This is a genomic window from Rhodoferax sp., from assembly GCF_028714215.1.
Taxonomy (GTDB): Bacteria; Pseudomonadota; Gammaproteobacteria; order Burkholderiales; family Burkholderiaceae_C; genus Rhodoferax.
On record NZ_JAQTMS010000045.1, the window covers coordinates 1 to 23,595 of the forward strand.

21 protein-coding genes and 1 pseudogene are annotated in these 23,595 nt (G+C 62.4%); 9 read left to right on the top strand and 13 right to left on the bottom strand.

From position 1 onward, the window contains the following. The 3 genes from PHS32_RS17835 to flgL all read left to right on the top strand — a co-directional run. The coding region (locus PHS32_RS17835; RefSeq protein WP_301080441.1) for a methyl-accepting chemotaxis protein at positions 1 to 840 on the top strand (840 nt) is incomplete at its 5' end. Between the two features lie 35 nt (positions 841 to 875). Continuing rightward, entirely contained in the window at positions 876 to 2,861 is a 1,986-nt protein-coding gene (gene flgK / locus PHS32_RS17840) for a flagellar hook-associated protein FlgK (RefSeq protein WP_301080442.1), read from the top strand. A 32-nt stretch (positions 2,862 to 2,893) separates the two neighbouring features. Beyond that, entirely contained in the window at positions 2,894 to 4,105 is a 1,212-nt protein-coding gene (gene flgL, locus PHS32_RS17845; protein ID WP_301080480.1) for a flagellar hook-associated protein FlgL, read from the top strand. Positions 4,106 to 4,523: 418 nt separating this feature from the next. Here flgL and fliR read toward each other — a convergent pair whose 3' ends face one another. The 13 genes from fliR to fliF all read right to left on the bottom strand — a co-directional run bounded on the left by fliR (position 4,524) and on the right by fliF (position 16,604). Then, a complete protein-coding gene (fliR, locus tag PHS32_RS17850; protein ID WP_301080443.1) occupies positions 4,524 to 5,318 on the bottom strand; it encodes a flagellar biosynthetic protein FliR in 795 nt (264 codons plus the stop codon). Continuing rightward, on the bottom strand, positions 5,318 to 5,587 hold the full coding sequence (gene fliQ / locus PHS32_RS17855; RefSeq protein WP_301080444.1) for a flagellar biosynthesis protein FliQ: 270 nt from the start codon (positions 5,585 to 5,587) through the stop codon (positions 5,318 to 5,320). The genes fliR and fliQ overlap by 1 nt, the downstream gene beginning before the upstream one ends. 17 nt (positions 5,588 to 5,604) lie before the next feature. Continuing rightward, a complete protein-coding gene (gene fliP, locus PHS32_RS17860; protein ID WP_301080445.1) occupies positions 5,605 to 6,372 on the bottom strand; it encodes a flagellar type III secretion system pore protein FliP in 768 nt (255 codons plus the stop codon). Next, entirely contained in the window at positions 6,372 to 6,851 is a 480-nt protein-coding gene (gene fliO, locus PHS32_RS17865; protein WP_301080446.1) for a flagellar biosynthetic protein FliO, read from the bottom strand. The genes fliP and fliO overlap by 1 nt, the downstream gene beginning before the upstream one ends. Further along, entirely contained in the window at positions 6,848 to 7,294 is a 447-nt protein-coding gene (gene fliN, locus PHS32_RS17870) for a flagellar motor switch protein FliN (protein WP_301080447.1), read from the bottom strand. The genes fliO and fliN overlap by 4 nt, the downstream gene beginning before the upstream one ends. Next, positions 7,291 to 8,292 carry a flagellar motor switch protein FliM gene (fliM, locus tag PHS32_RS17875; RefSeq protein WP_301080448.1) on the bottom strand — a complete coding sequence of 334 codons (1,002 nt, stop codon included), beginning with the start codon at positions 8,290 to 8,292 and terminating at the stop codon, positions 7,291 to 7,293. Before fliM ends, fliN begins: the two co-directional genes overlap by 4 nt. 22 nt (positions 8,293 to 8,314) lie before the next feature. Then, the gene (gene fliL, locus PHS32_RS17880; RefSeq protein ID WP_301080449.1) at positions 8,315 to 8,812 is read right to left on the bottom strand and encodes a flagellar basal body-associated protein FliL; all 498 of its coding nucleotides are present in this window, start codon (positions 8,810 to 8,812) and stop codon (positions 8,315 to 8,317) included. 119 nt (positions 8,813 to 8,931) lie between these two features. Then, positions 8,932 to 11,268, bottom strand: a complete 2,337-nt coding sequence (locus PHS32_RS17885) for a flagellar hook-length control protein FliK (RefSeq protein ID WP_301080450.1) — start codon at positions 11,266 to 11,268, stop codon at positions 8,932 to 8,934. A gap of 33 nt (positions 11,269 to 11,301) precedes the next feature. After that, positions 11,302 to 11,757: a flagellar export protein FliJ gene (fliJ, locus tag PHS32_RS17890; RefSeq protein WP_301080451.1), complete on the bottom strand. Its 456-nt coding sequence runs from the start codon at positions 11,755 to 11,757 to the stop codon at positions 11,302 to 11,304. A gap of 26 nt (positions 11,758 to 11,783) precedes the next feature. Next, positions 11,784 to 13,205: a flagellar protein export ATPase FliI gene (gene fliI, locus PHS32_RS17895; RefSeq protein ID WP_301080452.1), complete on the bottom strand. Its 1,422-nt coding sequence runs from the start codon at positions 13,203 to 13,205 to the stop codon at positions 11,784 to 11,786. Continuing rightward, positions 13,198 to 13,926, bottom strand: coding sequence for a flagellar assembly protein FliH (gene fliH, locus PHS32_RS17900; protein ID WP_301080453.1), 729 nt, complete (start codon positions 13,924 to 13,926; stop codon positions 13,198 to 13,200). Before fliH ends, fliI begins: the two co-directional genes overlap by 8 nt. After that, positions 13,919 to 14,911 (bottom strand): flagellar motor switch protein FliG, encoded by a 993-nt coding sequence (gene fliG / locus PHS32_RS17905; protein WP_301080454.1) that lies wholly within the window; start codon positions 14,909 to 14,911, stop codon positions 13,919 to 13,921. Before fliG ends, fliH begins: the two co-directional genes overlap by 8 nt. Then, a complete protein-coding gene (gene fliF, locus PHS32_RS17910; RefSeq protein ID WP_301080455.1) occupies positions 14,904 to 16,604 on the bottom strand; it encodes a flagellar basal-body MS-ring/collar protein FliF in 1,701 nt (566 codons plus the stop codon). Before fliF ends, fliG begins: the two co-directional genes overlap by 8 nt. Before the next feature lie 175 nt (positions 16,605 to 16,779). Here fliF and PHS32_RS24275 point away from each other — a divergent pair. From PHS32_RS24275 to PHS32_RS17935, 6 genes and pseudogenes are all read left to right on the top strand, one after another. Further along, positions 16,780 to 16,842 (top strand): annotated as a pseudogene (locus PHS32_RS24275) (SEC-C metal-binding domain-containing protein); the annotation flags it as partial. Positions 16,843 to 16,866: 24 nt separating this feature from the next. Beyond that, complete coding sequence (locus PHS32_RS17915) at positions 16,867 to 19,290, top strand: tetratricopeptide repeat protein (RefSeq protein WP_301080456.1); 2,424 nt, start codon at positions 16,867 to 16,869, stop codon at positions 19,288 to 19,290. Further along, positions 19,287 to 20,414 (top strand): dTDP-4-amino-4,6-dideoxy-D-glucose aminotransferase VioA, encoded by a 1,128-nt coding sequence (vioA, locus tag PHS32_RS17920; protein ID WP_301080457.1) that lies wholly within the window; start codon positions 19,287 to 19,289, stop codon positions 20,412 to 20,414. The genes PHS32_RS17915 and vioA overlap by 4 nt, the downstream gene beginning before the upstream one ends. Continuing rightward, positions 20,411 to 21,712: an ATP-grasp domain-containing protein gene (locus PHS32_RS17925; protein WP_301080458.1), complete on the top strand. Its 1,302-nt coding sequence runs from the start codon at positions 20,411 to 20,413 to the stop codon at positions 21,710 to 21,712. Before vioA ends, PHS32_RS17925 begins: the two co-directional genes overlap by 4 nt. Continuing rightward, on the top strand, positions 21,709 to 22,467 hold the full coding sequence (locus PHS32_RS17930) for a class I SAM-dependent methyltransferase (RefSeq protein ID WP_301080459.1): 759 nt from the start codon (positions 21,709 to 21,711) through the stop codon (positions 22,465 to 22,467). The genes PHS32_RS17925 and PHS32_RS17930 overlap by 4 nt, the downstream gene beginning before the upstream one ends. Then, the gene (locus PHS32_RS17935) at positions 22,460 to 23,572 is read left to right on the top strand and encodes a class I SAM-dependent methyltransferase (RefSeq protein WP_301080460.1); all 1,113 of its coding nucleotides are present in this window, start codon (positions 22,460 to 22,462) and stop codon (positions 23,570 to 23,572) included. Before PHS32_RS17930 ends, PHS32_RS17935 begins: the two co-directional genes overlap by 8 nt. Positions 23,573 to 23,595: the final 23 nt, after the last annotated feature.

Here is a 23,595-nt window from a genome sequence, read left to right on the forward strand (position 1 = left end):
GGCCGCACCGAACAGCAGGCCAGTTCGCTGGAAGAAACGGCGGCCTCGATGGAGCAACTGACCAGCACCGTCAAGCAAAACGCCGACAACGCGCGCCAAGCCAACCAGCTGGCGGTGGCGGCCTCCGGTGTTGCCGTCAAGGGCGGCAGCGTGGTGTCGCAGGTGGTCGGCACGATGGACGCCATCAACAGCTCATCGAGGAAGATCGTCGACATCATCGGTGTCATCGACGGCATTGCCTTCCAGACCAATATCCTGGCGCTGAACGCGGCGGTGGAAGCGGCGCGCGCCGGCGAGCAAGGGCGCGGCTTTGCGGTGGTGGCGGCGGAAGTGAGAAACCTGGCGCAGCGTTCGGCGGCGGCGGCCAAGGAGATCAAGACCTTGATCGGGGACTCGGTGGCCAAGGTGGAAGAGGGTAGCCAGCAGGTGGCGCAAGCGGGCCAGACGATGGACGAGATTGTCGACAGCGTGAAGCGGGTGACCGACATCATGGCGGAGATCACGGCAGCCAGCCAGGAGCAAAGCTCGGGTATCGAGCAGGTGAACCAGGCGATCACGCAGATGGACCAGGTGACGCAGCAGAACGCGGCGCTGGTGGAAGAGGCGGCAGCGGCGGCGGCCTCGTTGCAGGAGCAGGCCGGCAACTTGTCGCAAGTGGTCAGCGTCTTCAAGCTCGACCGCCGGCAGAGCGAGATGTTTGTGCAGACCCACAGCAGGGCACCCAAGGTCGCCGCGCCGAAGTCAAAAACAGAGCCGGCTAAACGCGAGGTCAAAGCCTTGCCGGTCAGGCCAGCGGCCAACCCCGCCCCTGCCGGGACCGGTGATTGGGAAGAGTTTTAAACTACCCTGGTAGTCGTCACTTACAGGATCAGATCATGTCATTCAACATGTTTTACACCGGGCTTAGCGGCTTGAACGTGGCTCAGGCCGCATTGGTGACCACCGGCCACAACACCGCCAACGTCAATACGCCTGGCTACAGCCGGCAGTCGGCGCAGATTGCGTCCGCCGGTGGCATCTATGCACCTGGTGTGGGCTATCTGGGCACCGGCGCCAAGTCGACCGATGTGACGCGCAGTTATGACAGATTCCTCACGACCCAGCTCAACCAGGCGCAATCGTCGAGTCAGTCGTTGTCCACGGAGTTCGCTCAAATCAGCCAGATCGACAACCTGCTGGCCAATCAGTCAGCCGGACTGGCGCCGCTGATGCAGGCGTTTTTCGCCGGCGTCCAGGCGGTGGCCAACACGCCGGCCGACCCGGCTGCGCGGCAGCAATTGATCGGTTCGGCACAAGCCATGACCAATCAGTTCAGAGCCAACAGCCAGTATTTGTCGGGTCTGAACGGCAATGTCAACGATCAGATTGCAGGTGGCATTGGTCTGATCAATACCTATGCCGAGCAGATTGCCGATCTGAACAAACAGATTGCGATGGTCGATAACGCGGACGGTAGCCAGGCGCCCAACGATCTGCTCGACCAGCGCGACCAACTGGTGAGCGATCTCAGCAAGCTGGTCGGCACCAAGGTGGTGGTGCAGGACGGTGGCCAGTACAGCGTCTACATTGGCAGTGGCCAGACGCTGGTTCTGGGCGGCAAGGCATCGACCTTGAAAGCCGTTGCCTCTGCCGCCGACCCGGCACAGACCGGCGTGGCCCTGGTTGGCGCCAGTGGGCGGGCGGTCGAAATGCACGATAACGTGCTGGTCGGCGGATCGCTCGGCGGGCTGCTGCAATTTCGCAATGAAACCTTGCGCGGTGCGCAGAATTCGTTGGGACGGATCGCCATTGCGCTATCGGACACGTTCAACGCGCAACAGAAACTGGGCGTCGATCTGAACGGTGTCATGGGCCAGGATTTCTTTTCGCAGGCGGCACCCGTGCTGATCGCCAACGGCAACAACAAGGGCGACCTGAACCTGACGCCCAGCTTTGCCGACAGTGGCCAACTGACCAGCAGCGACTACACGCTCCATGTCGAAGCCGATTTGAGCTACACCTTGACCCGTTTGTCTGACAAACAGCAGATTGCGTTGCCGGCCGGCTTTCCATCCGGTTCGTCGAACAGCGTGACCTTCGATGGCCTGACGCTGAGCCTGGTCGGCGGCAGTGCCAGTGCCGGCGACTCTTTCCTGATTCAACCGACCAGCGCCGGCGCCCGTGAATTCGACGTGCGGGTGAGTGATCCGAGCAAATTGGCGGCGGCGGCGCCGGTGGTCACCGGCAAGGCCGTCAAGAATTTGGGCAATGCGCAGATCAGTGGCGGCACGGTCGATGCCAGTTATCTGGCGACGCCCCTGGCGGCCAACCTGACGTTGACCTATGACAGCGCCAGCAACACGCTTTCCGGTTTCCCGCCAGCAGCCACGGTCAAGGTGACGCTGGCCAACGGTACTCCCGCCGCCGGCAGTCCCTATGCGCCGGGCAGCCCGGTCGGCTACAGCGCCGGTGCCAGCATCAGCGTTGACGGCATCACGTTCAACATCAGCGGCAAGCCGGCCAATGGCGACAGCTTCACCGTCGGCAAGAACAGCGCCGGCCTGTCCGATGGCCGCAACGCATTGCTGCTGGCGGGGCTGCAAAACAAAAAAACCATTGGCGACCATGCCTCCAGCTTCAACGACGCCTACGCGCAACTGGTCAGCACCGTCGGCAACAAGGCGCGCCAGATCCAGATCTCGAATACCGCCCAGACCAGTCTGACAACGCAAATCCGCGCCGCCCAGCAGTCGGTGTCGGGCGTCAATCAGGATGAAGAAACCGCCAATCTGCTGATGTATCAGCAGATGTACCAGGCCAATGCCAAGGTGATCCAGACCGCCTCGACGTTGTTCGATGCGATCATGGGCATTAGCCGTTAAGAACTTGGGCAAGTTCCAACCAGGAGTTCATGATGCGTATCAGCACCTCATCTTTTTACGAGCTAAGCCAGACTTCGATGGGCTCGCAGCAAAGCAACCTGTTGCGCGTGGAGCAGCAGTTGGGCGCCGGGAGCAAGATTTTGACGCCGTCGGACGATCCCATCAGCGCCACCCGCGCGCTGACGGTTTCCCAATCGATTGCGCTCGGCACCCAGTACACGGCCAGCCGCGGCCAGGCGATCCAGACGCTGTCGCTGGAAGAGGTCACGCTGCAAAACGTCACCTCCGTGTTGCAGGATGTCAAGACGCTGGTGGTGCAGGCCGGCAATGGCACGATCTCGGATGCCGATCGAGTCAGCATCGCGACCGCGCTGCAAAGCAACCTCGACCAGTTGCAGGGCTTGGCCAATACCGATGACGGCAACGGACAGTATTTGTTTGCCGGCTTCAAGAGCGCCAGTCCGCCGTTCGTCAAGCAGACCGATGGCAGCATCCTGTATTCGGGCGACCAGGGGCAGCGTATGGTGCAGGTCGATGTGGCGCGCCAGATGGCCGTCACCGACGACGGACGCAGCATTTTCCAAAGCGTGCAGGGCGGTGCCGGCTACGTCAACGCGGCCAACGTGGCCAATACCGGCACCGGCGTGTTCAGCGCCAACTCGGTGCTGGATGCGACCGATCCGAATTTCGGCAAGGACTTCAGCATCAGTTTTCCCAGCGCCACCAGCTACCAGGTCGATACCGTGCCGCCCGGCGCCGTGCTCGGCAGCGGCAGCTACAGCGCCGGTGCCACCATCCAGTTCGGCGGCCTGCAGATCGCCATCAGCGGTGCGCCGGCGGCGGGCGACAGCTTCAACGTGTCGACCGCCCAAAATGCCGGTGCCGATGTGTTCGGCGCGCTGGGCGACATCATTGCGGCCCTCAGAAAGCCGATCGACAGCGGCAGCAATGCCAACCGCGCGCAATTGCTCAATGCGCTGAGCACCGCCAACAAGAAAATCACCAATGCGCACGACAATGTGCTGACGGTACGCTCGTCGATTGGTTCGCGGCTGCAGGAACTCGATGCCCTGAACACCGCCGGCAGCAACCGCACGCAAGTCGACCGGAGCCAGCTGTCCGATTTGCAGGACCTGGACTATGCCACTGCCATCTCCGAGCTGTATCAGCGTCAGACCGCCTTGCAGGCAACGCAGCAAGCGTTTGTCAAAATCCAGAAGCTGTCGCTGTTCAACTTCCTGTAGCGGGGCGACTGAGGGCTATTGAGGTTTCCGGAAATGATGACCTGCCAAACACCGTTCAGCGTAGCGGGTGGATCAGGCTGGTGGGGCACTCAGCTCCGCGGCTGTCCCCCGACCTTCGGTCTCCGCCTTTATGCCGCTGCGCTGAGCGCACCATCAACCTGATCTTTCAAGCAAAGTTGGTATGCGACTGCGCAAACCACCGACGCTCGCCGCCGAGGGCGTCGCGGTGGGTGGCGCAGCGAAATAAAGGAGGAGGCGAAAGCCGGGGGACATTCGCGGAGCTACCCACTGCGACGGCCTCGACCCGCACACGCCTGGGCTTCAGTGCTTGACTTGCCAAAGCAATCTACATCATGCCTCAGACACAGGGGTGTCGAAACAAACCGAAAGTGAGGGATTCGCGCTTTGAGCCAGGGCCCTAGCGGCGCAGGCCTTGCAGGAATTGCGGAATCAGTTCGAAACTGGCGCCAAAGCGGGGTTCCAGAAAGGGTGCCAGGTACTGCAGCAACAGTTGCAGCATGGCCAGGCCGGCCAGCAGCGTGATCGGGAAGCCGACCGAAAAAATGCTGAACTGGGGTGACACCCGGTTCAGGATGCCCATCGCCAGATTCAGGCTCAGCAAGCTGGCAATCAGCGGCAGCGCCAGCATCAGGCCGTCGCCGATGATCTGCCCGCCGGCCAGCACCAGTTGCAACCAGCCGCCTCTGGCCAGCGGCGCGTCCGTGATCGGCAGATTGTGAAAGCTCTCCGCCAGGGTCCGGATCAGCAGCAGGTGGCCGTCGGTCGCCAGAAAAATCAGCAGCGCCAACACGTTCAGCAGGCGTGCCAGCACCATCGTGCTACCGCCGCTGGTGGGGTCGAAGAAAGAGGCGAAGGACAGGCCCATCTGCAAGCCCACATATTCGCCGGCGGCCTGCACCATGGCAAACACCATGCGCATCGTGAAGCCCATCGCGGCACCGATCAGAACCTGCTGCAGCAGGACCCAGAGGCCGGCGGCCGACATCAGCGGGATCGCCGGCTGGGCCTCCAGCGTGGGCGTGACGACCAGCGCCAGCAGCACCGCCAGGCCGACCTTGACGCGACGCGGCACCGCCGCCTCGCTGAAGATGGGCGCACTGCCTATGAGCGCCAGCATGCGCACGAACGGCCAGAGAAAAGTCACCAGCCAGAGGTTCAACTGGTCCGAGGTGACGGACAGGATGGGTGCCATCAAGCGATCATTTGCGGGATCGAGGAGAACAGGTTGCGCATGTAGTCAAGGACCGTGGACAGCATCCACGGGCCGGCCACCACCAGGGTGGCGAATACCGCCAGCAGCTTGGGGATGAAGGACAGGGTCATTTCATTGATCTGGGTGGCGGCCTGAAACAGGCTGATCAGCAAGCCCGTGACCAGCGCCACCAGCAGCAGCGGCGCGGCCAGCAGCAGCGACAGCCGCATTGCCTCGTAGCCCATCGTCATGACCGATTCAGGTGTCATCTTGTGTCAGGACAGGGTTAGCTATAAAAGCTCTGTGCCAGTGCGCCGACCAGCAGTTGCCAGCCGTCCACCAGAACAAACAACATCAGTTTGAAGGGCAGTGAAATGGTGGCCGGGGGCACCATCATCATGCCCATCGACATCAGTACGCTGGCCACCACCAGATCGACAATCAGGAACGGGATGAAGATGGTGAAGCCGATCTGGAAAGCGGTCTTCAGTTCGCTGATGACAAACGAGGGCAGCAGGACGCGCAAGCTGACCTGCTCCGGCCCTTCCATCGGTCCAGCGTTGGCCAGTTTGGCGAACAAGGCCAGGTCCGCCTCCCGGGTCTGCTTGAGCATGAATTGCTTGAACGGCGCAATGCCGCGTTCCAGCGCCTGCTCGGCGCCGATCTTGTTTTCGGAAAACGGCTGGTAGGCCTCGCTGTAGACCTTGTCGAAGACCGGTGCCATGACAAAGAAAGTCAGAAACAGCGACAGCCCGACCAGGATCTGATTGGGCGGCGTCGACTGGGTGCCGATGGCCGTGCGCAGCAGTCCCAGCACGATCAGAATGCGGGTAAAACTGGTCATCGACAGCAACAGGGCCGGCAGGAACGTCAACGAGGTCAGCAGCACCAGCGTCTGCACGCTGAGCGACCAGGTCTGGCTGCCGCCGGGCCCGGGCGTGCTGGTGAGGCCGGGCAGACCCTGGGCCGCGGCCAGCGTCGGCGCCAGCAGCAACAAGCCAGCCAACAGGGGCCACGCGGCACGCGCTTGCGAAGCCAGCCATCTCAGGTTCATCAATCGTGCTTTCTCAACGGGTTGAGATGATTCAGGGACTGAAGCAGGGTTTGCGAAAAAGCGCTGGCCGCGCCAGGGGCGTTTTCGGCTGGATTGGCCCCTGTTTCAGGGCGCGCCTGCGCCGCCATCGTGTGCAGTGCGCGGACCTGGCCGGCGGAGACGCCCAGCACCAGCCAGGAGTCGCCTATTTCCACCACCACGACACGCTCGCGCTGGCCCACCATGACACTGGAGACGACCTTCAGCAAGCGGTTGCCGCCGCTGGGTTGCAGGCCAAAACGCCGCACTGCCCAAGCGCACAGGAAGATCAGCCCCACTACCAGTGCCAGACCGAAACCGGCTTGCAGCAGACCGGCCGCGGCATGGGAGGGGGCCGCTTCCGGCGCCGCGGCGGGCACCGTGGGCAGCGCCGCGCCGACCGCGCCACTGAAGCCGGCCAGCAGGCAAGCTGCCAGCCCGGGAAGACGGCGCCACTTCATCGATTCAATTTCTGGATGCGTTCGGACGGCGTGATGATGTCGGTCAGTCGAATGCCGAACTTGTCGTTCACCACCACCACTTCGCCTTGCGCAATCAGGTAGCCGTTGATCAGGACGTCCATCGGCTCGCCGGCCAGCCCGTCGAGTTCGACGATGGAGCCCTGCGACAACTGCAGCAGGCTCTTGATGGTGATGCGGGTGCGCCCCAGTTCCGCCGTCAATTGCACTGGAACGTCGAGCACCCGGTCGATGTCGCCCGGCGCAACGTCGGAGCCGATACTGCTGGGCAGCGGCTGGAAGATCCGCTGGCCGGCTCTGGAGGGTGCTGCCGGCGCTGCCGCCGGGCCCGCTTGGGTGCTCGCTGCCTGGGCCTGTTCGGCCAGTGCGCTGCCCCAGTCGTCATCGGCCGTGGTGGCCGAATCCTGCTCGTTGCCTTCTGTCATGTGCGTTCCCCCTTGCTTGCATCGCTGTCTTGGTGGTGGATCATTTTTTGCACCTGCAAGGCGTAATGGTCGTTGCAGGTACCGTAGCCGCATTCCATGACCGGAACGCCGTTCACACTGGCGATGACGGTCTGCGGAATTTCGATCGGCAGCACATCGCCGACCCGTAGCTGGAGCAGTTGACGAATGCTCGACTGCATGGTCTGAAAATCCGCCAGCAGTTCGACATCGGCGCTCTGCACCTGGCTGGCCAGCTGCTTGACCCAGCGTTTGTCGACCGCCACCTCGTCCTGCAGCGGATTGGCCAGCAGATCCCGGATCGGCTCAATCATGGAGTACGGAATGCAGACGTTGAGGCTGCCGCCGATCGGACCAAACTCGATCTGGAAGGTGGTGTTGATCACCACTTCGTTGGGCGCCACGATGGCAGCCAGCTTGGCGTGCATCTCGGAGCGCACGTACTCGAAGTTGAGCGGATAGATCGGTTGCCAGGCGCCGCCGTAGCTCTCCAGCGTGACGTTGAGCAGGCGCTTGATGATGCGCTGTTCGGTGCGCGTGAATTCGCGGCCCTCGATCCGGAAGTGGTAACGGCCGTCGCTGCCGAACAAATTGTCGACCACCAGAAAAACCAGTTTCGGATCGAACACGAACAGGGCGGTACCGTGCAGCGGCTTCATCTGCAGCAGGTTGATGTTGGCCGGCACCGGCAGGTGCCGGACGAAATCGCCGTACTTCTGGATTTGTATCGCACCGACCGAAATATCGGCGTGGCGGCGCATGAAAGTCAGCAGGGCGCCGCGCAGATGGCGGGCAAAGCGGTCGTTGATGACCTCCAGCGTATGCATGCGGCCGCGCACGATGCGCTCGTCGGTGCCGAGGTTGTAGGTCGGCGGCCCTTGCCCGGTCGAGGCCGGTGCGTTGACGGCGGCGCTGTCGCCGGCGACACCCAACAACAGGGCATCTACCTCGTCCTGCGAGAGTTGCTGGTCATAGGCCATGGCGGAATCTCATGGAGTTGGCTCACTGCAGCATGAAAACGGGAAACATGACACTGGAAATTTTTGCCGGCGGCAGGTTCGGAGCGAACGGCTGGTTCAAGGTCGCCAGGATTTCAGCGGCCAGTTTTGCCTTGTCGTTGGCCGTCACCAGCAATTCGGATTGGCGATTGGACAGCACCAGCAGCACCCGGCTGCGCACTTCCGGCAGGTACTGCACGACTTGCGCCTGGGCCTTGATGTCGGCCACCTTGAGCGTCACGCCAATGTGCAGGAAACGGTTTCTGTCGTTCGGTTGCAGATTCACCGTCAAGGGTTCCAGCGCCACATAGACCGGATCGGCCGGCGGGTGAACGACCGGTACCGCGGCCGCCGCCGGCTTGAAGAATCCGCCAAAGTAGTAGCCCGCCGCCGCCGTGGCGGCGCTCAGCGTGAGCAGCACCGACAAGATGATCAGGATCTTGCGGCGCCGCGGGCTTTTGACTTTGGTCGTGCCGGGATTGCTGGGGGTACTGGTGGCCATGACTGCGCTGGGTGGATATGAAACCGATTGTTGGCCAAATGAGCCCGGCGGCATCGGTTAAAAAAAGGGCGGAAAGCGCTTCAACTCGGGCGTTTGCCGGGCGGCTTCAGGGGCCCGCTTCAGGCATAAGTGTCGACGCCCCGTCCGGTGCCGCCGCGGCGCGCCCCGGCCAGTGTCCGCGTGCTGATGGCGGCCGGTTCCGGAAAACTGTTGTCACGGTACGCCTGCTGCCTGGCGGCGCCATGCTGCTGCTGGGCAAAGGCACTGTGCGCCTGACTCTCGGAACTGACCGAGGTCTGGCCCAGACTGATGCCGCTGTCGGCCAGGCTGGCACGCAACTGCGGCATGGCGGCTTCCACCGCGGCGCGCACCGAGGCGTGGGCCGAGACAAACATGACTTGCATCTGATGCTGGTTCAGGTGCAGTGTCACTTGCATGGGACCCAGCCCCGGCGGGTTGAGCTGGAGTTCGGTGACCTGCCGGCCGGCCTTGCCCAACTGGAGCACTTGCTGGCTTAGGGCCTGGTTCCATTCCTTGCTGCCGACTTCGGGGCTCAGCCGGGGGGCGTTGGGCATCTCGCCGGTGTTGGCGGCGGCGTGGCCAGCCGTGCCGACGGAGGCCGCTTGCTGCGGATGGAGCAGCGACGGTGCGCTGGTGCCAAGTGCCTCGGCAGCCGGCGCAGCGGGGTCAGGCCCCAGTGCCTGACTGGCGAAGCTGCCGGTCGCGAGCGGCGGGGCCGCCGGCTCGCCGGCGCCGGCTGACACTGCCGGCAGCGTCGGCTGGCTGGCGTCGTCGCCCGCCAGCGTCGTCTTCCCTGCCTTGAGGGCTGGTTGTGGCGTGCTGCTCAGCTCCGGTAGCGTGGCGTCCGGAGCGGCACTCAAGGCCCCCGTCTTGACCGTCACGGCCTGTCGGGGCGTTCTTGCCGCCAGAGGGGTTGTTGCCGCTGCGGCGATGGCAGGCCCGGCATGAGCGTCGATGGAGGGTAGGGGAGCGGCTGCCGCCGTTGTCGAGTCGCCGGGCCGGGCGACTGCGGGGTGCAGACTGTCGGTGCTTTGCGCTTGGTTCCGCGAGGACCAATCCGTCAGGCCGGCGTCGGCAACCAGCCGTTGTGCTGCGCTGCTTGCGACAGCGGGCGCCAGGGTCGGCTTGTCGCTTGCCGCAGCAGGCTCAGTCTGCGTCACTTGGCCGGGCGACTGCTGCCCGGCGGGCAGCGCCGGCACTGGCAGCCCGTTGTCGAGGCCTGCACTGGTTGGCCTTGGCTTAACTGTTGGCGCCGCGCTGCTGGCCCTGGCGCTTGTCATTGCGGGCTCGACCCGCAATCCAGGCCGCTGCGTCGTGCCATCCGCTACAGCGGAGTCCGGCGCCGGCGTGTCCGCGCCGGCACGGCGCGCCAGCGGCAACATGGAACCGGCCAGCGCCGCCGTCACATCGGCACTCATGGCGAGCGCAGGGGACAGACTGGCGAGGCTTCTTTCATCGTCCTGGGTCGAACGATCGGCCTGGCCGGCGCCGGGTGCCGGCCCTGGTGCCATGTTGGTCTCGGCGGCGGGCGCCGCAGCGCCCTGGAGCGCAGTTGGCGGCGTCGCGACCGGCACCGGCAGTGGGCCATCGAGGCCGGCACTGGCTGGCCTTGCGGCAACGGTTGCCGCTGCGCTGTTGGTCCTGGACGGCTCGACCGGCAATCCAGGCCGCTGCTTGGTGCCTTGCGCTGCCGCGGCGTGCGGTGCCGGTGTGCCTGCGCCGGCAGGGCGCGCCAGCGGCAACGTGGAGTCGGCCAGCGCCGCCGTCGGATCGGCGCTCAGGGCGACCGTGGCGTTCAGATTGTTGGCACTTGCGGCAGCGCCATCGGCGCAGTCCTCTGCCCTGCCGATGGTGGCGGCCGGCGCCGGTGCCGCACCGGTCGCGGTGGCGGGCGTCTGGGTCGCCGGGTCGACTCCGGCAGCCAGCCCGGCTGACAACGAGGCCTGCGCTGTGTCGGCCAGCGTTGCGGCTGGGTTGTCGGGGTTGGCGCTCAATGTCTTGGCCTGAACCGTTGTCGATGCTGACGTTGCCGACGCAACCGGCAATCCGGGCCGGCGCGCCGTGCCGGCCAGCGCCTGTGGTGCGGCGCCATCGCTCAGGCTGGTCGGGTGGTCCGCGCGGCCAGCCAGCCGCTGCTCGCCGGTGTTGGTTTTGCTGGTGCTGCCGTCCACCCCGACCCGGGTCATGGCGATCGCGTTGGCCAGTTCCGCCGAATCGTCCTTGGGCGCCAGTGACGGGCGCCGCACCGGTGTCGATGCCGCTGTTTTGGGGCTGATTTTTTCCGCTGTTTCAAGGCTCGCCCCGAGGGAGCGAACCAGCACTTCGTCAAAACTGGGCGACGCTGGCTGCGCCGGCTCGTCGCGCAGCGCGCCGGCCCGGGCGGACAGCACCGCAGCCTGACCTGGGGCGGTGTTGGGGCGGAGTATCAAGGACATGGTATTGCCTGAAAAAATTAGTGTGAACAGGCCCTAGTCGCCGACGGTGCCGGCGCGCAGGTAGAACTGGCGCGCCGTGCGTTCATCGCAGTCGCGTTGCTCGCGTCGATTCAAGGCCACCATTTCCTGCTGGTGAACCCGCTCCGCCAGGGTGTCGAAGGAATTCAGGCGGCCCTTGTTGTGCTGCCAGTCGCTGCGTCCGTGTGCCAGCCGGGCGTCGGCCTGCGAGGTCACGGCCCGCTGCTGTTCGATGGCGGCATCCAGGGTGCCGATGAACTGCTGGAAATTGCGCAGGTGGGCGGCTGCCACGCCGTTTTGCAAATGCGCCTGCAACTGGGTCAGGTACTCCTGCCGGTACTGCTGCAACAGATCGAGTTTGCCGGCGGCACTGGTGTGCGCCGTTTGCAGCTGGCCCAGGCGTCGGGTCGCCTCGTCGGTTTTATTTTGGGCCAGCTCAATCAGGGTTGCGAGCGGGAGTTTGCTGGACATGTCGGGAGGCTCCGGAAAGTATCTGATTACGCGGCCGTCAGCACATCGTGCAACTGGCTGGTGGCGGCGTGGTAGTCGACGCGTTCATCCATCGCCTGCTGCAGGAAGGCTTCCATTTTGGGGTACAGCGCAATGGCGTGATCGAGGTGCGCGTCGTGGCCGGGGGCGTAGGCGCCGACGCTGATCAGATCGCGATTGCGCTGGTAACGCGACAACATCTGCTTGAAGCCGCTGACTTCCTTGAACTGCGCCGGCTCGATCAGCGCCGTCATGGCGCGGCTGATGGAGGCCTCGATGTCGATCGCCGGGTAGTGGCCGGCTTCGGCCAGGCTGCGCGACAACACCACGTGGCCGTCCAGAATGGCGCGCGCGGCATCGGCAATCGGGTCTTGCAGATCGTCGCCCTCGGTCAACACGGTGTAGAAGGCGGTGATCGAGCCGCCCTGGCCGTTGGCGTCGCGCTCGCCATTGCCGGCGCGTTCCACCAGGGTTGGCAGCTTGGCAAAGACCGAGGGCGGATAGCCTTTGGTGGCAGGTGGCTCGCCCACCGCCAGCGCGATTTCGCGCTGCGCCATCGCATAACGGGTCAGCGAATCCATGATCAGCAGCACGTTCTTGCCCTGATCGCGAAAGTATTCGGCCAGGCAGGTGGCATAGGCGGCGCCCTGCAGGCGCAGCAGCGGCGAAGTGTCGGCTGGTGCCGCCACCACCACCGCGCGTGCCATGCCTTCGGCGCCCAGCGTGTTGTCGATGAAGTCCTTCACCTCGCGGCCGCGCTCGCCGATCAGGCCCACCACAATCACGTCGGCGCTGGTGTAGCGGGCCATCATGCCCAGCAGCACGCTCTTGCCGACGCCGGAGCCGGCGAACAAGCCCATGCGCTGCCCGCGCCCGACCGTCAGCAGGCCATTGATGGCCCGCACCCCGACATCCAGCACGCTGTCGATCGGGGCCCGGCTCAGCGGGTTGATGGGGGCCGCCGTGAGCGCTACTTCACGGGTGAATTGGAGCGGGCCCAGAGCGTCCAGCGGCCGACCGGCGGCATCCACCACGCGGCCCAGCATGCCTTCGCCGACCGGCAGCCGTTTGGTCCTGGGGCCACTCTCGCTGCCGCGTCCGGGCGGCGACTCGAGGGCGTAAACGCGGGCTCCCGGCAGCAGGCCGTCGACTTCGCTTTGCGGCATCAGGAAGACGCGGTCGCCGGCGAAGCCGACCACCTCGGCCTCCGCGGTTTTGTGCAGATAGCCGGGCGGCAGTTCAATCAGGCAGTCGCTGCCGACCGGCAGCCGCAGCCCGACCGCCTCCAGCACCAGGCCAACGGCGCGCGTCAGGCGGCCGCAGGCGCGCACCGGAACGCTCTGGGCCACGGCGCTGCTGGCCTCACGCAGGGCGGCTTGCCACAGTGCCAAGTGCGGGTTGTCGGCCAGCGCGGCGGCGCTGTCATTCATGCGGCACCTCCAGGGCGGCCGGCGCAGCGCCGGCGAAGGCGGCGTTAACCCGCTCCCAGCGCGTTTCCAGGGTGGCATCGAGGGCGCCGCCGGCGGCATGCACGCGGCAACCGCCGCGCTGGATCGAGAGGTCGGTGCGTATGCGCCAGCCCGCCGCATGCAGTTCGTCGGCCAGATGCTGCTGCACCAGTGCCGCATCGTCGACATGCATCAAGAGCCGCGGCGTGCCGCCCAGCGTCGGCTCCATGCGCAGCAACTCGCGCACCAGTGCCAGGATGTGGCGCGGCTCGGTGGTCAGTTCCTGGCGCACCATCTGGCGTGCGATATCACGCGCCAGCGCCAGCAAATCGTCGGCCACCTCGCGCTCGGCGGCGCGCATGGCCGTGGGCAATGATTGCAACAAGTCGTGCAGCGCCTGTGCCTGTTCCTGGGCCTGGCTCAGGCCGGCGGCATAACCCTCGGCCTGGCCCTGCGCGTAGCCTTCGCGGTGCCCTTCGGCCTGGCCGGCTTGCTGCGCTTGCAGGCGCAGCCGGACCAGTTCCGCTTCATCGATCAGCGGGGCCGGATGGGCCGTTGCCGGCGGCAGCGCGCGCGGGGCCGCCGCGGCACTGCCAGCGCTGCGTGGTGCGGCGCTGATCGAACTCATTTCCCAGCGTTGCCAGGCGCTCATCAGCTCCGCGGGTACGCCCGGACGCGCCAGCGCGGCAAGCTTGTCAGACATAAGCATCCTGGCCCGCGCCGCCGGCCGCGATCTCGCCGGCATCGGTCAGACGGCGCACGATCATCAGAATATTCTTTTGCTCCGCCTCGACCTGCGAGACCCGCACCGGGCCGCGTATTTCCAGGTCTTCGCGCAAGGCCTCGGCGGCCCGTTGCGACATGTTTTTCAGGAACTTGTCGCGCATCTCCTGCGGCGAGCCCTTGAGCGCGATGATCAGCGACTCGGATTCGACTTCCTTCAACAGCAACTGGATGGCGCGGTCTTCCAGGTCCAGCAGGTTCTCGAACAGGAACATCTGGTCGAGGATCTTCTGCGCCAGGTTTTCGTCGAGTTCGCGCACATGCTTGATCAAGGCCTCTTCCTGCGTGCTGCTCATCTGGTTGACGATTTCGGCCGCCGCCCGGACTCCGCCCAGACCGCTGTGCTGCACGCCTTCGCCCGACAGCATCTCGGACAGTACCTCGGTCAACTCCTTGAGTGCCGCCGGTTGTACGCCACCGAAAGTGGCGACCCGCAGCACGACATCGTAGCGCACCCGCTCCGAGAGCTGCTCCAGCACGCCGGCGGCCTTGCTGCGGTCCATGTGCACCAGCATGGTGGCAATGATCTGCGGATGCTCGTCGCGTATCAGTTCGGCCACCTCGGCGGCGCCCAGATGGTTCAGGCGCTCGATGCCACTGGCCGACTGATTGGACTGGGAAATGTTTTCCAGCAGGTTGGCGGCCCGGTCGCTGCCCAGCGCCTTGTTCAGCACGCCCCGCAGATAGCTGCCGGAATCGAGGTGCAGCGCCGAATACTGCTCGGTCTCCAGGCGGAACTCTTCCATCACCGCCGTGACTTCATCGTGTTTGACCTGTTGCAGGGTGGCGATGGCTTCGCCCAGGGCCTGGACCGCCGCGTGCGACAGGTGCTGCAATACGTTGCCGGCGCCTTCCTCACCCAGCGACATCAGCAGGATGGCACTTTTTCTGACGCCTTCATCCATCTTTTTTATCCATCCAGCTCTTCACCAGCATGGCCACCATCTGCGGCCCCTGCGTTGCGGCTTCCTGCGCGTACTGCAGGTTGTCCAGATGGCGCTTGCTGTGGCGCTCCTGGGTTTTGGCCGAGACCTCGGCGGCGGCAGCTTCCGCCGGCGACTCCGGCGCCGCCGTCGCTGCCGCTGCCGTCGGTTCGGCGGCCGCGTTGGCCGGCTGCAATACCCGGCGCAGCAGCGGCCGCAACACGCCGAACAACAGGTACAGGGCCAGCACGCCCAGCAGCAGGTTCTTGCCCGCTACCTTGGCCAATTCGAGATTCTCCGGCTGGCGCCACCACGGCAACTCCGGGGTCTCGCTGACCGGCTGCGCCGCAAACGGGCTGTTCACCACGTTGACCGAGTCGCCGCGGTCGGTACTGAAACCCATGGTTTCCTTGACCAAATTCTTGATCTGCTCCAGTTCGGTCGCGGACAAGGCCTGGTTTTCGCGCTTGCCCTGGGCGCTGAGGATGCCGCGGTAGTTGACCAGCACCGCCACCGACAGGCGCTTGATGGCACCGGCGCCTTGTTGCACATGGCGAATCGAGCGGTCCAACTCATAGTTGGTGGTGCCGTCCTTGCGGCTGTTGATCGGGCTGGCGCCGCCGATCGGGCCGGTGGGTGCTTCCGCCGCCTTGGGCGCCAGCGGCGCTCCCGCGGCGGCCGGCTTTTGGGGTGCCGCCCCGGCACTGGCCAGCGCCGCCACCGGATTGGCCGGCGCCTGGTTGCTGAGCGCGCCCGGCACGCCGCCGGCCGCGCTGCCGGCCCCCTGGCCGGACTCGCTGACTTGCTGGCTGCGAATGGCGGCGCTGCCGGGTTCGTTGTTCGGGCGGTATTTTTCGTCGGTGTTCTCGACGACGGAGAAATCGATATCGGCCGCCACCTGGGCATGCACGTTGCCGGCGCCGACGATGGGCTGCAGAATGGCTTCGATGCGGCGGATATAGCCTTGCTCTATTTCCTGCGTGTATTTCAACTGGCTGGTATCGAGGCCGCGGCTGTCGGCGTTGGCCGCCGATAACAGGTTGCCGGACTGGTCGACCAGCGTCACGCTTTTGGCCGACAGCTCCGGCACGCTGCTGGAGATCAGATGCACGATGGCACTGATCTGGCCCTCGTCGATGGTTCGCCCCGGGTGCAGCGTCAGCACCACCGAGGCGCTCGGTTTCTTCTGCTCGCGCACGAACAGGGACGGTTTCGGCAAGGCCAGGTGCACCCGCGCTGAGCTGACGGCGGCAATCGAGTTGATGGAGCGTGCCAGCTCGCCTTCGAGGGCGCGCTGGTAGTTGATCTGTTCGGCAAACTGGCTGGTGCCGAACTTCTGGTTGTCCAGCAGTTCAAAGCCGACCGTGCCGCCCTTGGGCAAACCCTGGGCCGCCAGCCGCAGGCGCGCTTCGGGCACCTTGTTGGCGGCCACCAGCAAGGCGCCGCCGCCCTCCGTGAACTTGTACGGAATGTTCATTTGCTGGAGCGAGGCGATGATGGCGCCGCCGTCGCGGTCCGACAGATTGCTGTACAGCACGCCGTAGTCGGGCGCACGGCTCCACAGCCACAGCGCGGCCGCGGCGGCCACTGCGGCGGAGACCCCTAGCATCAGCGGCAAACGCGGGTTGGCGCGCCACTGCTCCAGCCAGGAGGGGGGGGCGACAGTCGTACTCATGCGAGTGATTGTGAAAGCGCGGCACTCCAACCGATAGCCCAAACAACCGGGGGATTTGCCGTCTTTTGGCGTGATCGGCGGAACTGTTCGCTGCTACGCTTCAAGCCATAGTCAGGACACGGCGAAGGGCTCAGACGCACTTTGGCAGGTAGAACAGCAATCAAGGAAGAGGAATGTGAAAGCTGGAAGAAACGACCCGTGCCCTTGTGGCAGCGGCAGGAAGTATAAGAAATGTTGCCCCGGCAAATTTGAAGAGTCTGTCGTGCCGCGCATTGCGGCGGCGGGAGGGTTGCCGACTGCCGGCGAAACGAATCGGCTGCTTGCCTTGTTCAATGCAGGGAGTCATGCGGAATTGGAAAGATCTGCACGCTTGCTCATCGAGCGCTGTCCAAATTCCGGGTTTGCTTGGAAGATGCTGGGGGTGTCCCTTCAATTGCAGGGGAAAGAAGGTTTGCAAGCTTTACAGATGGCGGCGGACCTCTTGCCCGATGAAGCAAGTTCGCACAGCAATTTGGGTTGTGCCTTGCGCGAGCTTGGGAGGCTCGATGATGCACTGGCGAGTTATCGGCGGGCGCTAACGATCAAACGCAACCATCGGGAAGCACTCATTGGCTTGGGCGATGTCCAACGCGATCTCGGGAATGCTAAGGATGCACAGGCGAGCTACCGACGTGCACTGGCGATCAACCCGAACCACGCTGAGGCGCACAACAATTTGGGCAATGCACTTCGAGATCTGGGCCACCTGGATGATGCGGTTGCGAGTTATCGGCGGGCTCTTTCGATCAAATCCGACTATGTCGAGGCGCACAGCAATTTGGGCACTGCGTTGCGAGAGCTGGGTCAACTGGCTGACGCAGTGTCAAGCCACGAACGCGCGTTGGTTGTTAAGCCCGACTTTGTTCGCGCGCATATTGGCTTGGGCAATGCCCTGCTGGACCTGGGTCAGCTCCCTGATGCCGTGGCGAGCTACCGCCGGGCGGTGGCGATCAAATCGGATGATGCCCAACTGCACATTATTCTGGGGCGCACCCTGCAACAAATTGGGCTATGGGATGATTCCTTGCTGAGCTATCACCAGGCACTGGCTATCGAGCCAGATCTCTGCGGGGCACACGACGGGTTGGGTACCACCCTAATAAACCTGGGGAGAGCAACTGATGCGGTGGCGAGCTATCGCCGGGCTCTGGAAATCAAACCTGACTCAGCCGGTATTCTTCACAATCTTGGTGCAGCCTTGGAAACCCTGGGGCAGGTGGATGAGGCGGCTACTTGCTTTCAAGAGGCCTATGAATTGGGGTTGACTGGCGACAAATTGCTCAAGGCATTGTTACTTCCGCCAATCATGGGCACGGCAGAAGAGGTTCTGCGGAGCCGCGCAAAATGCGAGCAGAACGTGGATGAACTAATTGAAGCCCCCGTTTTGATTGAAGACCCTTTAACTCAGGTAGGTCGTACAAATTTCTTTCTGGCCTACCACGGGTGCAATGATCGTGATTTGCAGGTAAAAATTGCCAAGCTCTACGAGAAGTCGTGTCCGGCCCTGCTGTATCAGTCTCCGCATTGTGCCTCGCCCAGGTCAAACGCCCAGGCAAAAATCCGCGTCGGTTTCTTGTCGAAGTTTGTTCAATTGCACTCAGTGTCTCGCTGTTATGGCGGGATTGTCGAGGCACTGGCGCGCAGCGACTCATGCGAAGTTGCACTGATTTCTACCACTGACACAGAGGTACCTGATTTTGTGGACGGGTACCCCAACTTCGTGGGGGAACGGGTGCACTTGCCGTTCAATCTGGCAAAGGCGCGAGCAATCGTCTCTGCTCTTCAGCTTGATGTGCTCTGCTACCTCGACATCGGAATGGAGCCATTCAGCTATTTCATGGCGTTTGCCCGACTGGCGCGCATACAGTGCGTTTTGGGTGGACACCCTGTCACGACCGGGATCGGTAATATTGACTGTTTCTTGTCCGTCGACTCAATGGAGAGCGAGTTTGCCGACGGACATTACAGCGAGAAACTGGTACGTTTTCGTACCGTCAATTCCTATTTTGAGCGTCCGCCATTGCCAACCAGGTTCAAGACCCGTGAGGAGTTGGGCTTTCCGACTAGGGGCCAAATCTATATGTGCCCCATGAAACTGCAAAAAATTCACCCAGAATTCGACGAAGCCATGCAGCGCATATTGGAAATGGACGCCAACGGCGTGGTGGTGTTGTTTCAAGATCATCAAATCCCATGCTGGCACACCATGTTGGCGCAACGTTTTGAAAAGACAATTTCAGCTGAAGTACGGAATCGAATTCTGTTTTTACCTTGGATTTTTGACTATGCCGATTTCGTCAGTGCTAACTTGGTGGCTGATGTCGTGCTTGATCCCTTTCATTTCGGAATTGGCACAACCCTCATTGCCACTTTTGCGGTGGGCACGCCAATCGTTACAAAACCAGGAGAATTTCTGCGCGGACGGGTTGGACTGGGCTTTTGCAAAATGCTCGACTTGCAGGAATGCGTTGCCGACAGCACTGAGGAATATGCTCGGCTTGCTGTTGATATTGCCACCGATCCAGTGCTGCGCCAAAGAATTCAAGCCAAAATCTTGGCCAACGGCGGCGCCATTTATCAAAACCTTCAGCCGGTTGATGAACTAATCGGCTTCTTCGACGGCGCAATCAAAGGGTTGGTCACATGAAAGGGCTATTGAAGATGCCGCCCATCTATGTGACCCAGCCCTATCTGCCGCCGCTGGAGGAGTTCATACCCTACCTTCAGACAATCTGGAACAGCAAGATACTGACTAACGGCGGTCCGTTTCATGACCAATTGGAAAAAGCGCTGTGTGATTACCTCGGCGTCAAACATCTTGCCCTGTTCACCAACGGAACCATTGCGCTGGTAACGGCGCTGCAGGCGCTGCGCATCACGGGTGAGGTGATTACAACGCCGTATTCGTTTGTCGCCACCAGTCACTCCCTGTTATGGAATGGCATCCAACCGGTGTTTGTCGACATTGATCCGGTCACGCTCAACCTGGACCCGGCCAAAATTGAAGCCGCCATCACGCCGCGAACCACTGCCATCATGCCGGTCCACTGCTACGGACATCCGTGTGATGTGGCGCGCATCCAGAAAATTGCAGATAACTATGGTCTGAGGGTGATCTATGACGCTGCGCACGCTTTTGGCGTGCAAACCGAAGACGGCAGCGTGCTCAACCATGGTGACCTTTCTGTGCTGAGCTTTCACGCGACCAAGGTATTCAATACGTTCGAGGGTGGTGCCATCATCTGTCCCGATTCCAAGACCAAGCAGCGTATCGATCATCTGAAAAACTTTGGGTTTGTAGATGAAACTACCGTCGTCGCCCCCGGCATCAATGGCAAGATGTGCGAGTTCAATGCAGCTCTTGGGCTGCTACAGTTGAAGTACATTGACCAGGCGCTCGTGTGTCGCCAGAAGATCGATATTCTCTATCGTGAACGTCTGAAGACTGTTGACGGAATTCAGTGCTTGAACGCAGTCGGCGAGAAGGTCGCCAACCACGCCTACTTCCCGATACTGGTGCGGCCCGACTATCCGCTCAGCCGCGACGCGCTATTCCAGAAACTGCGCGACTGCGGCATCTACGCGCGGCGCTATTTCTATCCCCTGATCAGCGACTTCCCGATGTACCGCGGAGCGCCATCGGCGGCGCCGTCGAATTTACCGGTGGCGAAAAAAATTGCGGAGCAGGTAATTTGCTTACCGATATACCCTGCGCTTGGGAGCGAAGTGGTGGACCAAATTGTTTCGTTGATAGCGGGAAATCGGGCATGACGAAGCGAAGGGTGCTGGTCTTTCCCGCCGGGACGGAGATTGGACTGGAGATATTCCAAGCACTTAAATATTGCAAGGAAGTTGAACTCTTCGGTGCTGGTCAGAATATTTCAAATCACGCTAGATTCGCCTACCCAGCGTATCACGTACTGCCCAGCATTCATGAGAATGGATGGATCGATGCGCTCATTGGGCTTTGCCAGTCTCTTTGCATCGACTACATCTTTCCTGCTTACGACGACGTCATCGTCGCGCTGAGTCGCGAGGCAGATCGGCTTCCCGCCAGGGTCATAACGTCATCGTCGACTGCATGCGAAATCACACGGTCCAAATCAGCTACCTATCGGGCTCTTTCAGGCGTCATCCGAGTTCCGCGCCTGTTCTCTTCAAGCGAGGCAGTCGATAACTTTCCGCTTCTCGTCAAGCCGGATCGCGGGCAGGGATCCTCGGGGATCACCAGAGTTGACAGTGAAGAAGAGTTGAACAGGGCGCTCCAGGCCGCTTGCGACCCATTGATCTGCGAGTATCTGCCGGGTGAAGAGTACACCGTCGACTGTTTTTCGGACCGGGAAAAAGGGGTGTTGTTTGCCGGGGCACGCAGTCGCCGCCGCATACGCAACGGCATTTCGGTCAATACGCTGACGGAGACTTTGCCTGAAGCCAAGGAGATGGCAAATATCATTGGTCGCGAACTAGGCCTGCGTGGCGCCTGGTTTTTTCAGTTGAAGCGTGCCCAGGACGGTCAGCTGGCGCTTCTGGAGGTCGCTCCCCGGATCGCGGGCGCGATGGCCGCTCACAGGGTCTCGGGCGTCAATTTCCCCTTGTTAAGCATTTTCGAGGAAGAGCGCTTGCCCATGGCGGTGAAACCTATTGACGGGATGGTTGAGTTGGACCGGGCGTTGGGAAATCGCTATCGACATTCAATCAAGTATTCCACGCTCTATCTTGACCTCGACGATACCTTGCTAGTCGATGGTCGAGTCAACACCCTGGCGGTGAAGCTTCTGTTTCAGTGCATCAACAACGGCAAGAAGGTTGTGCTGCTTTCCCGACACCGGGGCGACCTAAATCAGACCTTGACAAGGCACCGCTTGTCCGGTTTGTTTGACGAGGTCATTCATCTGGGCGAGACGGAAAAGAAGTCGTCCCAAATCAAGCAGGGCGATGCGATTTTTGTGGACGATAGTTTTGCAGAGCGCATGGATGTGAGTGAGTGCTGCAATATCCCAACCTTTGACTGCAGCATGATCGAACTGCTCACAGAGCAAGCGGAACCATTGAACGGAGAATGCGAATGAGCGATTCAAAGAAGGAAATGATGTTTCTTGAGAGCGTCATTGAGACTTACGTCACGAGTGACAGCCCCCAGGACAGACTTATCAAAACACTCGCGGTGCGGACTTTCGAGCCCTACATGCGCGCCGGGAAACAGGCGCTGGAATTCGGATGCTGTGACGGCTTCATGACTGCGCTTATTGCAGGACAGGTTGGGCGGCTCACGGTCGTCGACGGCTCACGAACGTTCATTGAAGTTGCTAAAAAGCGGGTGCCCAACAATGTCGAGTTCGTGCATTCGCTGTTTGAGGATTTCGGGCCGGGTCGCAAATTTGACTACATTTTCGCAACCTATGTGCTTGAGCACGTCAATGATGCCATTGGCTTTCTGAAGCTGGCAGGCCGGTTGCTGGCCGAAGATGGCCTGCTCTTCATTGTTGTGCCGAACGCGCGAGCTCTCTCGCGTCAGCTGGCACGCCACATGGGGCTGCTAGACGATCTTTTCGCGCTGACCCCCAACGATGTCAATCACGGCCATCGCCGTGTCTATGAGCGCTTTTTGTTGAATCGGGATATCGAGGCCGCTGGTTTTTCGCAGGTCGGGCAGGGCGGGCTCCTTCTCAAGTTGCTGGCAGATTTTCAGATGGACAAAATGATGGATGCCGAGATCATTGCCACCCCTCAGATTGAGGGCTTGTACAAGATGGGACTTGAATATCCCGATTTGGCTGGTAGCTTGTTCTCCATTTGTCGCCTGCCGTCAGAACGCCATGAATAGTTACGAAAAAGGCGGCGGCGCAAAACCGGTCCTGATTTTCCCGGGTGGAATGCCGCGTTCGTTGGAGTTCCTGGAGCGCAGCCTGCGCGAGGGGCAAGCGGTGATCGGTGCTTCGTCGCTGGCGCACGACACCGCGCGTGAAAAGTACCCGGCCTGGCTGAGGCTGCCGTTTGTCACCGAGCCGGGGTTTGACGCGGCGTTGAAACAGGCGGTTTCAGACTACGACGTGGGTGCCATCTTTTCGCCCAATCCGGTGGTCTGGGACTATCTCAGTCGCGTCCTCAAGGTCCTGATGCCCGGTGTTGGCCTGCTCAACGACGCGCCGGTCGAACGCGAGCTCAGCGGCTACCGCGCCGCCCGCGCCCAGGCTCTGGACATGCTGGCCAAGCCGCTGCCGCTGGCCTCGAACGTGGCGACCAGGCCGTCCGTGGCGGCGCCGGAACTGGCGGCCTTGTTCCGCCATGCCGAGGTCATACCCGGCATGTGCGACCACGAGAAATTCTGCGTCCTGTGCGAGATCGCCAGGCGCTGCCCGGGTGGGGATCTGGTCGAGATCGGCAGCTGGTGGGGCAAATCGGCCTTCATCCTGGCGCGGCTGGCGCGCTGCTATGGCATCGGCAAGCTGCTGTGCGTGGACCCCTGGTCGAACGCGCACCTGGTACAAAACGACCAACAAGGCCTGGTGGACCGGGTCTCGGAGCAGCTCGATGCCGAGGAGGCGCTGGCCGTCTTCGAGATCAACCTGCTGCCTTACAACGCCGATCACGTCAACTACCTGCGCCTGCCATCGACCGAGGGCGCGCTGCATTATGGTGCGCGCCGGGAGGTTGTCACGACTGCCTTCGGGCAGACCCGCTACGCCGGTCATATCGCGATTCTGCATATTGACGGCAATCATCGTTATGCCGCGGCCAAGGCCGACCTGCTGGCCTGGGGCAGCTTTGTGGTGGCCGGCGGCTGGATTGTTGTGGACGACTATGTCTGGCCCTATGGCGATGGGCCACAAAGGGCGGGCGACGAGTTCCTGTTTGAAAATAAGGAAAGAATTGACGTCGCGTTTGTGATGGGCAGTGCACTGTTCATTCAGTTGTGTGCAGCGCTTTGATAGGGCGGTCCTTTTCGCACCTC

Bases quoted from the DNA above. Each gene is read 5' to 3' on its own strand.
- flgK (WP_301080442.1), top strand. From the start codon at position 876: ATGTCATTCAACATGTTTTACACCGGGCTTAGCGGCTTGAACGTGGCT.
- flgL (WP_301080480.1), top strand. From the start codon at position 2,894: ATGCGTATCAGCACCTCATCTTTTTACGAGCTAAGCCAGACTTCGATG.
- fliR (WP_301080443.1), bottom strand. From the start codon at position 5,318: ATGGCACCCATCCTGTCCGTCACCTCGGACCAGTTGAACCTCTGGCTG.
- fliQ (WP_301080444.1), bottom strand. From the start codon at position 5,587: ATGACACCTGAATCGGTCATGACGATGGGCTACGAGGCAATGCGGCTG.
- fliP (WP_301080445.1), bottom strand. From the start codon at position 6,372: ATGAACCTGAGATGGCTGGCTTCGCAAGCGCGTGCCGCGTGGCCCCTG.
- fliO (WP_301080446.1), bottom strand. From the start codon at position 6,851: ATGAAGTGGCGCCGTCTTCCCGGGCTGGCAGCTTGCCTGCTGGCCGGC.
- fliN (WP_301080447.1), bottom strand. From the start codon at position 7,294: ATGACAGAAGGCAACGAGCAGGATTCGGCCACCACGGCCGATGACGAC.
- fliM (WP_301080448.1), bottom strand. From the start codon at position 8,292: ATGGCCTATGACCAGCAACTCTCGCAGGACGAGGTAGATGCCCTGTTG.
- fliL (WP_301080449.1), bottom strand. From the start codon at position 8,812: ATGGCCACCAGTACCCCCAGCAATCCCGGCACGACCAAAGTCAAAAGC.
- PHS32_RS17885 (WP_301080450.1), bottom strand. From the start codon at position 11,268: ATGTCCTTGATACTCCGCCCCAACACCGCCCCAGGTCAGGCTGCGGTG.
- fliJ (WP_301080451.1), bottom strand. From the start codon at position 11,757: ATGTCCAGCAAACTCCCGCTCGCAACCCTGATTGAGCTGGCCCAAAAT.
- fliI (WP_301080452.1), bottom strand. From the start codon at position 13,205: ATGAATGACAGCGCCGCCGCGCTGGCCGACAACCCGCACTTGGCACTG.
- fliH (WP_301080453.1), bottom strand. From the start codon at position 13,926: ATGTCTGACAAGCTTGCCGCGCTGGCGCGTCCGGGCGTACCCGCGGAG.
- fliG (WP_301080454.1), bottom strand. From the start codon at position 14,911: ATGGATGAAGGCGTCAGAAAAAGTGCCATCCTGCTGATGTCGCTGGGT.
- fliF (WP_301080455.1), bottom strand. From the start codon at position 16,604: ATGAGTACGACTGTCGCCCCCCCCTCCTGGCTGGAGCAGTGGCGCGCC.
- vioA (WP_301080457.1), top strand. From the start codon at position 19,287: ATGAAAGGGCTATTGAAGATGCCGCCCATCTATGTGACCCAGCCCTAT.
- PHS32_RS17925 (WP_301080458.1), top strand. From the start codon at position 20,411: ATGACGAAGCGAAGGGTGCTGGTCTTTCCCGCCGGGACGGAGATTGGA.
- PHS32_RS17930 (WP_301080459.1), top strand. From the start codon at position 21,709: ATGAGCGATTCAAAGAAGGAAATGATGTTTCTTGAGAGCGTCATTGAG.
- PHS32_RS17935 (WP_301080460.1), top strand. From the start codon at position 22,460: ATGAATAGTTACGAAAAAGGCGGCGGCGCAAAACCGGTCCTGATTTTC.